17 protein-coding genes are annotated in these 13,492 nt (G+C 49.3%); 8 read left to right on the forward strand and 9 right to left on the reverse strand.

Going from position 1 to position 13,492, the window contains the following annotated elements; genetic code table 11:
• Window positions 1-57 precede the first annotated feature (57 nt).
• The 8 genes from dsrK to dsrA all read right to left on the reverse strand — a co-directional run bounded on the left by dsrK (window position 58) and on the right by dsrA (window position 6,490).
• Complete coding sequence (dsrK, locus tag FHP88_RS08380) at window positions 58-1,596, reverse strand: sulfate reduction electron transfer complex DsrMKJOP subunit DsrK (protein ID WP_144358590.1); 1,539 nt, start codon at window positions 1,594-1,596, stop codon at window positions 58-60.
• A gap of 36 nt (window positions 1,597-1,632) precedes the next feature.
• Window positions 1,633-2,352, reverse strand: coding sequence for a respiratory nitrate reductase subunit gamma (locus FHP88_RS08385; protein WP_144358591.1), 720 nt, complete (start codon window positions 2,350-2,352; stop codon window positions 1,633-1,635).
• Window positions 2,353-2,548: 196 nt separating this feature from the next.
• Window positions 2,549-2,881: a TusE/DsrC/DsvC family sulfur relay protein gene (locus FHP88_RS08390; protein WP_144358592.1), complete on the reverse strand. Its 333-nt coding sequence runs from the start codon at window positions 2,879-2,881 to the stop codon at window positions 2,549-2,551.
• A gap of 49 nt (window positions 2,882-2,930) precedes the next feature.
• Window positions 2,931-3,239 (reverse strand): sulfurtransferase complex subunit TusB, encoded by a 309-nt coding sequence (gene tusB / locus FHP88_RS08395; RefSeq protein WP_144358593.1) that lies wholly within the window; start codon window positions 3,237-3,239, stop codon window positions 2,931-2,933.
• Window positions 3,240-3,251: 12 nt separating this feature from the next.
• Window positions 3,252-3,641 carry a sulfurtransferase complex subunit TusC gene (tusC, locus tag FHP88_RS08400; RefSeq protein WP_144358594.1) on the reverse strand — a complete coding sequence of 130 codons (390 nt, stop codon included), beginning with the start codon at window positions 3,639-3,641 and terminating at the stop codon, window positions 3,252-3,254.
• Window positions 3,642-3,657: 16 nt separating this feature from the next.
• Window positions 3,658-4,050: a sulfurtransferase complex subunit TusD gene (tusD, locus tag FHP88_RS08405; protein WP_144358595.1), complete on the reverse strand. Its 393-nt coding sequence runs from the start codon at window positions 4,048-4,050 to the stop codon at window positions 3,658-3,660.
• Between the two features lie 25 nt (window positions 4,051-4,075).
• Entirely contained in the window at window positions 4,076-5,149 is a 1,074-nt protein-coding gene (gene dsrB / locus FHP88_RS08410) for a dissimilatory-type sulfite reductase subunit beta (protein ID WP_144358596.1), read from the reverse strand.
• A 96-nt stretch (window positions 5,150-5,245) separates the two neighbouring features.
• Complete coding sequence (gene dsrA / locus FHP88_RS08415; protein WP_144358597.1) at window positions 5,246-6,490, reverse strand: dissimilatory-type sulfite reductase subunit alpha; 1,245 nt, start codon at window positions 6,488-6,490, stop codon at window positions 5,246-5,248.
• Between the two features lie 497 nt (window positions 6,491-6,987).
• On the opposite strand from dsrA, the gene FHP88_RS08420 reads away from it, so the two are divergent.
• The 4 genes from FHP88_RS08420 (at window position 6,988) to FHP88_RS08435 (ending at window position 9,088) form a co-directional block, all read left to right on the forward strand.
• Complete coding sequence (locus FHP88_RS08420) at window positions 6,988-7,164, forward strand: sulfur relay protein DsrC (protein ID WP_144358598.1); 177 nt, start codon at window positions 6,988-6,990, stop codon at window positions 7,162-7,164.
• Between the two features lie 27 nt (window positions 7,165-7,191).
• Entirely contained in the window at window positions 7,192-7,896 is a 705-nt protein-coding gene (locus tag FHP88_RS08425) for a hypothetical protein (RefSeq protein WP_144358599.1), read from the forward strand.
• A 26-nt stretch (window positions 7,897-7,922) separates the two neighbouring features.
• A complete protein-coding gene (gene cas6, locus FHP88_RS08430; RefSeq protein ID WP_144358600.1) occupies window positions 7,923-8,582 on the forward strand; it encodes a type I-MYXAN CRISPR-associated protein Cas6/Cmx6 in 660 nt (219 codons plus the stop codon).
• A gap of 161 nt (window positions 8,583-8,743) precedes the next feature.
• The gene (locus tag FHP88_RS08435) at window positions 8,744-9,088 is read left to right on the forward strand and encodes a TusE/DsrC/DsvC family sulfur relay protein (protein WP_144358601.1); all 345 of its coding nucleotides are present in this window, start codon (window positions 8,744-8,746) and stop codon (window positions 9,086-9,088) included.
• Window positions 9,089-9,162: 74 nt separating this feature from the next.
• Here the strand turns inward: FHP88_RS08435 and FHP88_RS08440 are convergent, their stop codons facing one another.
• A complete protein-coding gene (locus tag FHP88_RS08440; RefSeq protein ID WP_144358602.1) occupies window positions 9,163-9,765 on the reverse strand; it encodes an FmdE family protein in 603 nt (200 codons plus the stop codon).
• A 211-nt stretch (window positions 9,766-9,976) separates the two neighbouring features.
• On the opposite strand from FHP88_RS08440, the gene FHP88_RS08445 reads away from it, so the two are divergent.
• The 4 genes from FHP88_RS08445 to soxZ all read left to right on the forward strand — a co-directional run bounded on the left by FHP88_RS08445 (window position 9,977) and on the right by soxZ (window position 13,454).
• Entirely contained in the window at window positions 9,977-10,531 is a 555-nt protein-coding gene (locus FHP88_RS08445) for a hypothetical protein (protein WP_144358603.1), read from the forward strand.
• A 193-nt stretch (window positions 10,532-10,724) separates the two neighbouring features.
• Complete coding sequence (locus tag FHP88_RS08450) at window positions 10,725-12,215, forward strand: M48 family metalloprotease (protein WP_144358604.1); 1,491 nt, start codon at window positions 10,725-10,727, stop codon at window positions 12,213-12,215.
• Window positions 12,216-12,590: 375 nt separating this feature from the next.
• Window positions 12,591-13,067 carry a thiosulfate oxidation carrier protein SoxY gene (gene soxY / locus FHP88_RS08455; protein ID WP_144358605.1) on the forward strand — a complete coding sequence of 159 codons (477 nt, stop codon included), beginning with the start codon at window positions 12,591-12,593 and terminating at the stop codon, window positions 13,065-13,067.
• A 72-nt stretch (window positions 13,068-13,139) separates the two neighbouring features.
• Window positions 13,140-13,454: a thiosulfate oxidation carrier complex protein SoxZ gene (gene soxZ / locus FHP88_RS08460; RefSeq protein ID WP_144358606.1), complete on the forward strand. Its 315-nt coding sequence runs from the start codon at window positions 13,140-13,142 to the stop codon at window positions 13,452-13,454.
• The last annotated feature ends 38 nt before the right edge of the window (window positions 13,455-13,492 follow it).

Here is a 13,492-nt window from a genome sequence, read left to right on the forward strand (position 1 = left end):
TAAAACACCGTCAGAGATTATTCACCGACGCGTTATACCTCAAATTGTCACTCTGTTTTACTCGTCGCCATCCGATTCATCATCGGCGTCATCCTCATCCGTATTTTGTCCAGTGAGGATAATGGCATTGCTGACTAACTGGTGGACGCTGACAATCTGGTCCATGTCCATTCCGTAGTAAGGCAATACCTTGGTAAATTGGCTCTTACAAATAGCGCAGATTGCCGCCATATGGGTGACCCCTTCCTCTTTGATGGCATTTTGCAATGCCGTCATTCGTGGCAAGGCACCCTTCACCCGAATCTCCATCAGATCATCCGTTAACAGACCGCCACCGCCACCGCAGCAGAAGGTCTTCTCACCGATGGTTTCGTGATCCATATCCACATAGTTATTGCAGACTGCCTTGATCACGGCACGGGGTATATCAAACTGACCACCGGGTTTGTCTCCCATGCGGGTAGCACGGGCAACATTGCAGGAGTCATGGAATGTCAGCGTCATGTCATCATTCGCTGACTTATCGAAATTCAGTTTGCCCTGCTGTATCAGATCATAAGTGAATTCACAGATATGCTGTGGCACCGGATATTTGGGATCGAGAAAATCGAACGGCCCTGCCAGTGTATTCAGAAAGGCGTAAGCAACGCGCCAGGCATGGCCGCACTCACCAAATACAATGCGTTTGACACCCAGCTCAAGCGCAGCAGTACGAATACGCATGGCAACCTTACGCATGTTCTCGTAACTACCGATGAACATGCCAAAATTTCCAGCTTCCGAAGCCGTTGTACTCAATGTCCAACTAATGCCGGCCTCATGGAATACCTTGCCATAACCAATCAGGCCATCGACATGGGGCTCAGCAAAGAAATCCGCCGAGGGGGTTACCAGCAGGATATCAGCACCTTTGACGTCGAGCGGAAACTTGACCACAACACCGGTCTCTTCTTCAACATCCTCTTCCAGTCCTTCCAGAGTATCCAGAATAGCCGGACCAGGCAGTCCCAGGTTATTACCCTTCTCATGGACCTTGGCGATAATCTCGTTGCAGTACTTCTGACCATACCCGACGCTATCAAGAATCTCACGGGCTGCCATGGAGATTTCTGCCGTGTCGATACCATAAGGGCAGAAGACAGAACAGCGGCGGCATTGGGAACACTGATGATAGTAGCTGTACCAATCATCCAGAGTCTCACGTGTCAGATCTTCAGCGCCCACCAACCAGGGGAAATATTTCCCGGCAAAGGTGTTGTAGCGACGGTAGACCTTGCGCAGTAGATCCTGACGACCTACCGGCATATTCTTTGGATCTTTAGTACTCAGGTAGTAGTGACACTTATCAGTACAGGCGCCGCATTTTACGCAGGCATCCAAGTACACCTGAAGCGAGCGATAACGTGAGCGCAGATCATCCAGTTTCTCCAGCGCCTTGTCATGCCAGTCTTCGACCAACTCACCCGGGAATCCCAGCGGTATGTTGTGATCGGGCTTGGCAATGAATGGGCTGAGATGCGCCATGGTGCCTTCCACGAGTTCCGGAACATCCACATACTCCTTAAGCTCCGGTACATCGAAATTTGCCTTAGCCATGTAATACCCTCGTCGCTCTCAGTCGCTTCTACTACGTTATTCTTCCATCGCCTTCGCCCAAGGGGCGAGGTGACGTTTTTCACGGGGGTTATCCACCTGATTACGTGATGGGCTGAAGAAAATGCCCGGCACATGAAGCAGCTTACTGAATGGGAATAGAATCATCAGTAACGCTACCAGGGTGAGGTGAACAACTAATGGGAAATCGATGGGTAGTGTGCCGATACTAAACCCCATCAGCCCGGTGAAAAACTGCTTCACCATCACGATATCGGTATGGGCAACAAACTTCATCATCAGACCACTGATGCCAATAAAGATCAGCACCAACAGCCAAAGGTAATCGGACGGGGCGGATATGTAGCGCACCCGATCGACAAATATTCTGCGCACCAGCAATCCGGCCAAACCGGCGAGCATTGCAAAGCCCGCATAGACGCCGAAAGGCTGAATTAATTCTATGGGCAACCAGACTGGGTCGGTGAAGTAACGCAAATGCCGCAACAACACCACAAACAGCGCCATGTGAAATAACCAGGCAAAAATCCAGGTCCACTTTGTGCCTTTGAAGAGGCTCTCAAAGAACACCACTTCACGGAACATGCGCATCACAACACCGGCCTGAGTGACTGGAGCCGGGGTCGTCGCAATCTTTAATGGGGCCGGTGTTTTGGCATACTGGACAATTTTTCTTGCCAGGCCAATCACCAACACAAGAGTCGCCACGATAAACAGCAACGCATAGACAGTGGACATGTTCCTGCAATCCTCAAGCTATTCTGTTAGTCAGAGAGACACTCTCTCCGGCATGCAAAGTACTTCAACGAAGCGTGCAAGTATCTGGAAGAAACTCCGCATTCGAACACCCAAAGCTACCTTCTCCAGCGTGGAGAAGGCCACTTTGATCCGCCCTCAGATACTGCGTAGAGGACGGTAACCGCTAACACTCGACTTAGATACAGCCGGTTGGTTTTGGCAGGCCAGCAAAGCGACAAGCCTGTTTACCTGGTCCGTAGGGGAACAGTGCATACAGATACTTGCTGTTGCCTTTCTCTTTACCCAGCTTCTTACCAACAGCCTTGGTCAGTACACGCACTGCTGGAGCGATTTGATACTCTTCGTAGTACTCACGCAGGAAGTTGATGATATCCCAGTGCTCTTCGGTCAGCTCAAGGTCATCTTCTTTAGCCATGACGTCTGCCACACCTGGCTCCCAATCAGACAGATTTACCAGATAACCTTCTTCATCCGTCTCAAACGATTTGCCGTTGACTTCAATTGCCATGATTCATTTCTCCAATATAGTGCTAGTGTCTAAATTTCAGTACAGGTGACTAGACCCACGCGTTAACCTTGTCATGTGAAGCCGCAAGATCAACAAAGCCGGCATAATCAACAATTTCAATACCTTCAATAACTCGATCTTCAGCCATACCTCGCGCTTTTAGATCGGGCCCCAGTACATACAGCTTCATTTTCTGGGAGGCCTCTTTCATCTGAGCCTCTTTTGCTGCACCCTTTAGCGCTGCAAATATTCCATCCTCAATCAGCAGTACTGCGCTCCCCTCTTTTGCCAGACTCAGGCAACTATCCAGAGAGTTCTTTTCGAAAGGTGATTTATTTACCGTGTGTAGAATACTCATCTTACTCACCTCTTAGAAACTGAAGATGACGTCTTGGTCATCCATAAGGTCCGCCAGGGCCTCATCGCTCAAAACCTCAACATCAACAATCAAGTCGTCCTTAGTCAGACCACGCTGATCCATCGAGGCTTTCGAGACATAGAGCTTTTCAACATCATACATCTCCAGGGCGCGATAAGTAGGTGAGAAGTTCTTCATGCCGATATCAGCGGTATCCTGCCCTTTTTTCAGCTGAAAAACACCGTCATCGCTGAACACCAGACTCACGTCCTGGTCAAAGGCCGCCGCAATCAGCACAACCTCAAGCGATTCCAGCGCGTATATCGATCCATACGGGGCACGCCGGTTGACAAACATGAACTTCTTAACGATCTCGCCGTCCATCATATCTTCTTCGGACATCTCTCTACCCCTTCTCTTAATCGCCAAACACAACCAGGCGATCAGCCTGGATGCCGGCCTCTACCAACTGACCAAGACCAGAGATGCGGAAGCCAGGTGCAATATTCTCTGCATCTTTGCCGTTACGCTTGGCTTCACCTTCATCTACGATACCGCGTCGCTGAGCAGCCGCAACACAGACCACCAGATCCAACTCATGCTGTGCTGCCAACTCACTCCAACGATTAACGATATTACGGTCATCCTGAGGTGGCGTGGTCAGTTTGGTCGCATTGTTCACACCATCGTGGTAGAAGAAGACACGAAAAATCTCATGTCCCTTCTCCAGTGCGGCCTTGGTGAACTGATAGGCCGAATCGGCAGCCTGGTGCTGATAAGGACCTTCGTTTACTTGAATCGCAAATTTCATTCTCGATTCCCTTTTAGCCAATTACTTAGAAGCGGATGTGTGCAGATGCATTCAGATTTGCACGACTTCCACGCCAGTTATCGATGTGATACTTGGTAAATGGCAGCCCGGTCTTCTCAAAGAAGCGTGGCCATCCAATACGCTCAGCCCACTCGCCAATACGCTCATAGTCTTTGGCATCTTCCTTATAAACGCGGAGGATGTTTTTGACCACTGCGGAAACTTCCGGCCAGCGTGGTGGGTTGTTGGGGATACCTGCCGCAACCAGCTTGTGGAAGGTTGGCTTGGAACGCGCATTGGAGTTCTTACCACCTACCCAGATCGCAAATTTGGAGTGCTCTGGATCGTTGATCTGCATCGGAGGGCAAGGAGGGAAACAAGCGCCACAACAGATACATTTGCGCTCATCGACTTCCAGTGTTGGTTTGCCGTTGACCACTGCAGGACGAATAGCGGCTACAGGACAACGTGCCACAACGGAAGGACGCTCACAGACGTTACCCACCATATCGTGGTTGATCTTGGGGGGCTTGGTGTGCTGGATATTGATGGCAATATCGCCCTGGCCACCACAGTTGATCTGACAGCATGATGTGGTCAGACGAACGCGGTTTGGCATCTCTTCACGAACAAACTCTTCATGCAGCTCATCCATCAGGGCTTTAACAGCGCCGGATGCATCGGTAGCCGGGATATCACAGTGCAACCAACCCTGGGTGTGCGAAATCATAGAGACCGAGTTACCGGTACCACCGACAGGGAAGCCCTCTTCAAGCAGCTTGTCGATCAGCGGTTGAACCTTGGACTCTTCAGAGACCATGAATTCGATATTTGAACGGATGGTAAAGCGAACATAGCCTTCAGCGAAATCATCAGCGATGTCCATCAGCTTGCGGATCGTGTAGACATCCATCTGACGCTGGGTACCGGCACGTACGGTCCAAACCTCATCACCACTGTGGGCCACGTGATGAAGAACGCCAGGACGTGGACGGTCATGCCATTTCCAGTTGCCGTAGTTCTTCTTCAAAACAGGGTGTAGATAGGGCTCTATCTCTGGTACGCCTGTCTCATCGGGCATGCGAGGTGCTTCAGCCATTATTACCTCCAAAAACTCTAGTATCTGAATCTATTATTTAAACCGGCATGCCGGTTTGAGGACCCGTTGATGATCAGCGGGTCACCACCTGTGTATTTATTGAGCAGCCTGACGCTCGTTCCACTTGGCCGCCTCGCCTTCCCAATCGTCGGTACGGACGTACGGGTTGGTACGAGGTTGATTGATCATATTAGGATCAATCTCGATATTCAGGCCTTCAAGGAAGTTAGTCAGACCAATCCGCTCAATCATCTCACCCGTACGCTCGTGTTCCAGCGCATTCTCAGCGAAGAATTCAAGAATCTCGGTACCCAGCTCTTCCAACCATTCGAAATCGTCGTCTGATTCCAGCTTGTGGAAAGGCACGATTACAGTGCCCATCAAATCACCAATTTTCAGGGTACGCTTACCACCCACCAGGATGCTGACGCCACGGTCATCACCCGGTGAAAGCGCCTTGGTCATGACATTGATGCAGTGCATACAACGAACACAATTGGGGTTGTCAACGGCGAGTGTGTCATCATCATTCAGTGACAGTGCCTGGGTAGGACAGCGGGTGATCACGTTATCAATGATGTACTTACGTCCCTTGTTGGTGACGTAGTTTTTCACTTCAGCCTGATCAACCTTCATGTCATCACGCCAGGTACCGATCATGGATACGTCAGCACGCTGGATGGAGTTCATGCAGTCATTGGCACAACCTGAGGCCTTGAACTTCAGTTTGTAGGGGAGCGCAGGACGATGCATATCATCCAGGTTAGCATTTACACAAGTGCGCATAGCACGTGCTTCATCAAAGCAGGACTGCTCACAACGCGCCGCACCTACACAGGACATGCCGGTACGTACCGCTGGACCTGCGCCGCCCATATCAAAGCCCATCTTATTGATGGCATCGAAGGCTGGCTGAACATTCTCAGTGGTACAACCCTGGAACATAATGTCACCAGACTGGCCGTGGAATGCGATCAGGCCTGAACCATACTCTTCCCAGATGTCACAGAAATCACGAATGGTTTTGGTGTCGTAGTGCATGCCAGGAGGCGGCATAATACGCAGGGTGTGGAATTCGGCAGCAGCTGGAAACAGCGGCTTATTGTTGGCATCTTTCAGTTCGGTGAAGCGGGGAATAACACCACCACCATAACCGATAACACCCACGGTTCCACCCTTCCAGTATCCCTTCTTGGTTTCGTAGGATGTTTCCAGCTGGCCCAGCAGGTCAACCATCATGTCGTTGTCTTTGGCCAGGCGCTTGAGTCCGGTTACGAAGCTCGGCCATACGCCGCTCTCCAACTGATCAAGCATGGGGGTATCATGCATCGGTTTCGCCATCTGTTATTCTCCCATTGATCTCGATTTATATAGTGGTTTCTGACCCGTCTTACCCTTGACAAAAAACAGGCTCAACAAGCGAGAAATTCCGACTCTGAAATCCGGCTTCGGACTACAGACCCTCATTCCAAAACATGGGTAGCATTTTAGGATTCACTTATGCAGCAAAAATACCCCGCTAATGGGGGGGAAGAGATGAAAAAGGCATATCCACTATGGGATATATGATAATTTGGTAATATATGAAAACTATAAGAATCTAAAATATATTATGCTTTATAAACAAATAGATAGCCACTTAGATTTCACCGGGTTTTATTTTTTATGGGGCAAGTTGATCGTGCAGCGCAGCATATTCATCCGCTCATTTTTGGCTTGCGTCTAGCCTCTTCTCTGGGGTTCAATAATGCCTGAACAGTTTACTTGGGTATTAAAGTCACGCTCTCATCAGGTGATAATTTTACTGCTTTTTATCAATTATTGAACGAGGTTTACCCATGCTCCTGTTAAGTGAGGTCCTGATACAAAGCCCTGATGTGGACTCTTTTGAGGAGCTCATTGAACTAATCAAAGTACGCCGTCAATCCGAAATGTTTTTTCGGATAGATGTAAAGCCCCCCTTCAGTGATACACCGGAAGATTGGGAAGACCGTCTCGAAGCGGCGTTTACCTGAAGCCTCCTTTATAAGGATGACCATCGCGTGAAGTATCTGCAAACAGAAGCCATCATGGGAGATAACGACTCCGCAGAAGATGCTGTACCTTCTACCCAAAAGGTCGAATTGCATCTGGCCGAGCTGGAACAACAGCTTGCCAAGCTAAGTCCAAATGCCCCAGAGAGTGAAAAAACCCAACTTGAGCTAGATTGCGGCTATGCATTGCTTGAGCTGAACCGGTTTGATGAAGCATGGTCACTTGCTCGAAGGGTTTTCGATCAGACCCTTGAAATGACCCAATGGCAACAAGCCGTTGAGGCTTGCGACATCATGTTTCAGTCGGAACAACCCGATTCAATTCCTGCGCTTGCGCAAGGTATCTGGCTCAGCGTCACCTTCCCAATAGATCCCGAATTGACCGTAGCGATGTTGCAACATCTGATTGATGAAACCCCAGACCGATCAGATGGTGCCGCCGTGGCTGCCGCTGTAGCCAACTACATCGTGGATATCCGCGCCGATGAAAACAGCCGGGAGAACCTGCTTTTCTTTACAAACCAATTGCTTGGACAAGTAGCCCGTCGCCACAGCCAGGTAGAAGAACAGGATATTTTTGATTTTTGGGTACAACAGCTCGAACTGGATGATCCGGGAAAATTCCTCCCGCGACTGGCAACCGTATTAGATGTACTGGTTAGTAATAACTGGTGGTACGACAAAGACAAACTTCGAGAACAAATTCCGGATTAGGTCATTTAAAACAGGATTACGCATTGATGTACTGGGAAGAAGAGACAAATGAAGAGGGCTTTATCATACCGGAGGATGTGATTGACCTGCAGTTCAAGGTGATCTGCCCTACGCTTCCGGTCGATCACGCATGGCACTTGGCACAAGCAATCGAACAAGTTCTTCCCTGGTTTAATGATGAAGCAGCAGTAGGACTCCATCTTATCCATGGCGCAGAATCAGGCAATGGATGGGAAAGACCTGAAGACGCTGACGCCTTGCTTCATCTTTCTAAACGCACCCCCCTGACACTCCGGCTACCCATCGCACAGGCAGATGAAGCCCTAGAATTAATAGGGCGTACGCTGGATATTGCGGGCCACAGCATGCAGATTTTATCGGCCAAACAGAAAAAACTTGCGATGAGCCGTTTTCTCTACTCCCGTTATATCGAGATAGACCCGGAACTCTCTGAAGATCAGTTTATCGCCTGGGCCGTCTCGGAGCTTAAACAGATGGGACTGCGTTTCAAGAAGATCCTCTGTGGTAAAAGCCATCAACTGCAAAGACCGGGCTGTCCCATTCACACCCGCAGCCTGCTGGTCGCTGAACTCCCCTATGAAGATGCCATAACGCTACAGGAACAAGGGATGGGTAACCATCGATCGCTTGGCTGTGGTATTTTCTTACCGCAGAAATCCTTCTGATCTACTGATAATAACCATCAAAAAAAGGTATTTAATTTTATCACCAGCCCTTATAACATATAAGTTTTCCATAATATCCTTAATTGGCCGCTATACGTCTCGCTTAAAAGACGCTAACAAGATGGTCAGGCATATTGAAGAAACATAACCGGAGGTAACCCATGTCTTATGAATACAACGGCAACACCCTGGAGGCCAACGATAACGGCTATCTGGTTAATCACGAAGACTGGAACGAAGATGTAGCGGGAATCATTGCCGCAGCAGAAGGTATCACCTTGTCTGAGAAGGCATGGGATGTGATTAACTATTTGCGCGATGAGTATTTCAATAACAATGGCAACCAGCCGAATGAGCGCAACATGGTGAAACACTTCAAAGAGGTCTGGACTGACCTGGACAAAGTGGATGCAAAATCACTCTACGAGCACTTCCCCATGGGACCAGCGAAGCAGGCGGGTAAGATTGCCGGACTTCCCGAAACCAAACGTAAGGGCGGCTATTAATCAGTATTATGATGTTGAACGGTGAGGTGAATCCCCACCGTCCAACATCACTTCTGAGCCTGACAACCGCTGACTCACTGAACTGAAATCAGTCGTGCATCTTCTGCATAGTCACACAATATAGCCTGCACCCGATCCTGCCAGAGCTTGCCAAATTGACTGGCTTCTTCAGGGGTTGCCTTGCCAGATAACACCTTTGAAAAAAGCGTGCTCATCTGCGGATCAGCCGGCACAAAACTCGAATCATAGTGCAGCGAAACCATCTGGCCGGTATCTTTTCTGGTAAGCCGGACAAGGGTAGCGATTTCATTATCAAATGAAAGCAGGTTGCGGCGATCAAACTGACCCGCCAAACCGTGAAATCCACCCTTATCGGTAGCACCGGTTATAAAGGACAGCACATTCGCAATAACACCACACACCCCTTCACCTATCGACTGCTGCATCTCAACAATAACTTCACCCCGAACAGGTAATGCATCGCCATAAAGGGCCTTTAGCCCTTTCCGTGCCATCAGGAATGCCCCCGCAACCGTCGGACAGGAGTGTCCCGCCAATTTGACCACATCAAGATAATCTATCTGGATCACGCCCTTTTCGAAGACCCCCAGACAAGCAGACAGTGGATCTTGTAATACAATGGATTCAACGCGATCAAAGAAACTGGGGTATTGCATGAGACTCTCCTGACAAGGTAAGCGAATGCAGATTATCCATAGTGTCAAAGCGTAGCACCTTATACCAGATCAATTCCGGCGATCACGCTCACGCAACCGTTCAGTGGGTTTAAACTCTTCCCCATTGACTACGCTGTGCTATATTAATCTCATCTTATATTTAAAAAAGGGAAGCCGCAGTAACTGTTGCTTTCCGTACGAGGAGCGCGCGATGGCCCTGAGACTCAAAAGCCAGTGGCACAATGAAGATTCCGAACGCACCCTGTCTGAAATTGGCGGGGCGATCGCGTTTAATGCTTGGCGCTTGGGCATGGATAAAGCCGTAACGCTTCACAGTAAACACTTCACATATCGCGATGATGAACAACGGTTGGCGGTTATTGCTGAATACCTGATTTTCCAAGCACTGGCGGTGGAACGTATGACGGCCAGTTCACTTACAGATGATGAGCGTCGTGAACTGGTAACCGCGATTGTATTGAAAATGGCCGACCATTTTGATGAGAACAGTCAGGCCCTACTGGGTGCAGGTGACTACCGCAGCAAATTCATCAGCGTTTTCAATCAGCGGGCATCCGAATATGCCGAGCATGGTTATACCGATGAAGGCCCCACATACCCCTTTCTCCGACATCTTGGCTATGAAATTCAACAGACCATGGGAGAAAGCCAAGAAAATCGCTGGGTAATCGATCAAGTTATGGATGTCGATGCTCCAGAGCTAATCAAGCAGCTGACCCGTATTGTCAAGAACCTGTTCACCTAGACAGATCATTTGGCTATACAGCCACCCAATCCGCACAGATCAGTCAAGGGCAGGTTAGCGGCCACGAATCCTGCTATATTGAACTGGAATCCGCAGGGAACACAACTGTCTTGATGACAACAAAACGGGCTCTTATCCACCCTCCTTTCGAATTCTAACTGAACTTATTCCTGCTCAATGGGTCAGTGGTGACATGCTAAAAGATTCACAAAAAAACAGGCGTCTCCTTCAAGGACTCTGCCTGAAATTCTTATTGCTCTGCTTACTATTGCCGACAACATCGCTCCAGGCACAAGAGATTGCCCTACCCGATATTGGCAATCCTTCAGGCAATATTCTCTCGCCCGCCGAGGAGGATCGTCTTGGGCGTGCCTTCATGCGCAGTATCCGCAAAACAATGCCGGTGATACAAGACCCACTACTAACGGCCTATATCCAATCTCTCGGCGATCAACTGGTGAATGCTAATGCGAGTGCGACGGGAAGCTTTGAGTTCTTTTTGATTAATAGCCCACAAATAAATGCCTTCGCTGGCCCTGGCGGCAACATTGGCGTCTACTCAGGTTTGATCACAACAACTGAATCGGAAAGTGAGCTTGCCTCGGTAATTGCCCATGAGATCGCACATGTGACTCAAAAGCATCTCGTAAGAACCTATGATGCGGTAAAAAGCATGTCCCTACCGGCTGCCGCCGTTGCAATTGCCGCCGTGGTCATTGGGGCAGCCACCAACACCCCAGATCTTGCTGTTGCCGCCGCAGCCGGCGTTCAGGCCGGCATGATCCAGCGTGAAATCAACTTCACGAGGTCCCATGAAGAGGAAGCTGACAGTATTGGTATCAAGACGCTCGCCGGGGCCGGTTTTGACCCAACTTCCATGCCGGTATTCTTTTCTCGCATGGGTAAGGCCTCCCGCCTCTACGATAACGGCACTTTGCCGGAATTTTTGCGTACTCACCCGGTAACCGCCAATCGGATAGCGGATGCCTATGGACGAGCAGATGCGTTCCCCTATAAACAACGCAGTGATTCGCTGGGCTATCATCTCGCCAGAGAACGGTTGCGGGTATTAGCCTATAGCGATGCGAGAGAGGGCATTGAGTTTTACAGCAAAACACTTAGGGATGGCCGTCATCGAAACGAAGAGTCTCATCAATACGGTTATATTCTGTCACTCGTAGGCAACAGGCAATATTCTGAAGCCAGTGCAATCTTGGAAAAACTAATCGCCAAAAGACCTCATCAGAGTGAATACCTTGTTGCCAAAGCCGAGCTGGAAAAGAAACAAGGCAAACCGGAACAAGGGCTTAAAACACTGGAACAGGGTTTAAACGAACATCCAGGAAACTACCCGCTCTCTATGTACTACGCGCAGGCCCTTCTAGATATTGGAAAACCTGAGGCGGTAAACCCGTTACTGGAAAAAATTCTAACGGGTCGTCCCAACGATGCATTGACCTATAAACTGCTCGCACAAGCCTCCGGTGATGCGGGAAACAAAACCCAGGGTCATCAGTATCTATCAGAGTACTATTATCACACGGGCGCATTGAAAGAGGCATTAATGCAACTTGAGATTGCATTTAAAGATCGGAATCTCAGTTACTATGAGAGCGCCAAAATAGCGGCACGAATGAAGGAGATACGCCAGGAAAAAAGTGACTTGGAAGCACGAGACAGGTAACGCCCCCTTTCCCACTTTAATTGAGTGGGTTATGCTTGAGGACTGCCTACAAGCAGGACAAAAAAGGACCCAGAATAACAATTAGGCTTGATGAATCAAGGCAAAAATGTGGAGGTAACCGAGCACAGACCCTTTACCAATGGTCGAATTGATCTGAACCCCAGGGCACAAACTACTTATATGGCTATATCTCTTGCTTATGTGCATTCCTTCTCTCGGGAAGGCACTATGTAGGAGTAATCTGAGATGTTTGTGGCAGAGATAAGCTCGTTATGCATTAGAAACGCAAGCGCCTCATTTGAGCCATTGCGATTAACGTACGCACCTCTTAACGACAGAATAGAAACCATCCCTCTGTTGAGACAGGAGATAGAAATGAAGATAGATTTAAACCGCCGGATCTTACTGAAAGGCACGTTTGCAACCAGTGCAATCGGTATCGCGATCGGCGCTGGACTCTTGACACCTGTCCAGGTGCTTGCCGCCTGGCCAAAAGAAGCATTTACCGCAAAGGATATCCCAGGAGCCCTGAGTGTATTGATGGGTGCCGATAGTGCCGAAGTGAGCGGTGATATCAACATCAAGGCACCCGATATCGCAGAGAACGGTGCCGTGGTTCCTGTTACCGTCAGCACGTCCTTAGCCGGTGTAGAATCAATCGCGATAATGGCTGCGAATAATCCTGTTCCGCTGATTGCCAACTTTAACCTGAAAGAGGGTGCAGAAGGGTTTGTCTCTACGCGCATCAAGATGGGAAAAAGCGGTGATGTCTTGGCCGTAGTAAAGGCCGGCGGAAAACTCTACAAGGCCGGCAAAGAGGTCAAAGTCACCATTGGTGGATGTGGCGGTTAATCTTCCCCATTCAATCAATCGTATACCGGCTGGACTGGTGTAAATGAGATAAGAGATTTTGAGGATACTGAAATGGCAAGCAATTCCATTAAGATACGCGCCAAAATAAAAGAAGATGAAGTAACGGTCAAAGCCCTGATGACGCACCCGATGGAAACAGGCAACCGGAAAGATAGCAAGGGCGCAACCATCCCCGCACATTTTATTCAGGAGGTGACCTGCGCCTCTGCCGGGAAGGATATTCTAACCGCCGATTGGAGCGGAGGTATTTCTAAAAACCCGTACATCTCCTTCAAATATAAAGGAGCCAGTGCGGGCGATGATCTTACATTGACCTGGGTAGACAACCTAGGCAATACGGAGTCTGCCACCGTTAAGGTTGAGTAGTACTCGCTATCGGGCGCACAGGGAAGTGCGCTCGCCCG

Origin of the sequence: Sedimenticola selenatireducens (assembly GCF_007625115.1) — a bacterium.
GTDB classification, from domain to species: Bacteria; Pseudomonadota; Gammaproteobacteria; order Chromatiales; family Chromatiaceae; genus Sedimenticola; species Sedimenticola selenatireducens_A.

Bases quoted from the DNA above. Each gene is read 5' to 3' on its own strand.
- FHP88_RS08440 (WP_144358602.1), bottom strand. From the start codon at position 9,765: ATGCAATACCCCAGTTTCTTTGATCGCGTTGAATCCATTGTATTACAA.
- tusD (WP_144358595.1), bottom strand. From the start codon at position 4,050: ATGAAATTTGCGATTCAAGTAAACGAAGGTCCTTATCAGCACCAGGCT.
- FHP88_RS08420 (WP_144358598.1), top strand. From the start codon at position 6,988: ATGCTCCTGTTAAGTGAGGTCCTGATACAAAGCCCTGATGTGGACTCT.
- tusC (WP_144358594.1), bottom strand. From the start codon at position 3,641: ATGTCCGAAGAAGATATGATGGACGGCGAGATCGTTAAGAAGTTCATG.
- FHP88_RS08450 (WP_144358604.1), top strand. From the start codon at position 10,725: ATGCTAAAAGATTCACAAAAAAACAGGCGTCTCCTTCAAGGACTCTGC.
- FHP88_RS08435 (WP_144358601.1), top strand. From the start codon at position 8,744: ATGTCTTATGAATACAACGGCAACACCCTGGAGGCCAACGATAACGGC.
- FHP88_RS08385 (WP_144358591.1), bottom strand. From the start codon at position 2,352: ATGTCCACTGTCTATGCGTTGCTGTTTATCGTGGCGACTCTTGTGTTG.
- dsrB (WP_144358596.1), bottom strand. From the start codon at position 5,149: ATGGCTGAAGCACCTCGCATGCCCGATGAGACAGGCGTACCAGAGATA.
- FHP88_RS08445 (WP_144358603.1), top strand. From the start codon at position 9,977: ATGGCCCTGAGACTCAAAAGCCAGTGGCACAATGAAGATTCCGAACGC.
- tusB (WP_144358593.1), bottom strand. From the start codon at position 3,239: ATGAGTATTCTACACACGGTAAATAAATCACCTTTCGAAAAGAACTCT.
- soxZ (WP_144358606.1), top strand. From the start codon at position 13,140: ATGGCAAGCAATTCCATTAAGATACGCGCCAAAATAAAAGAAGATGAA.
- cas6 (WP_144358600.1), top strand. From the start codon at position 7,923: ATGTACTGGGAAGAAGAGACAAATGAAGAGGGCTTTATCATACCGGAG.
- soxY (WP_144358605.1), top strand. From the start codon at position 12,591: ATGAAGATAGATTTAAACCGCCGGATCTTACTGAAAGGCACGTTTGCA.
- dsrK (WP_144358590.1), bottom strand. From the start codon at position 1,596: ATGGCTAAGGCAAATTTCGATGTACCGGAGCTTAAGGAGTATGTGGAT.
- dsrA (WP_144358597.1), bottom strand. From the start codon at position 6,490: ATGGCGAAACCGATGCATGATACCCCCATGCTTGATCAGTTGGAGAGC.
- FHP88_RS08390 (WP_144358592.1), bottom strand. From the start codon at position 2,881: ATGGCAATTGAAGTCAACGGCAAATCGTTTGAGACGGATGAAGAAGGT.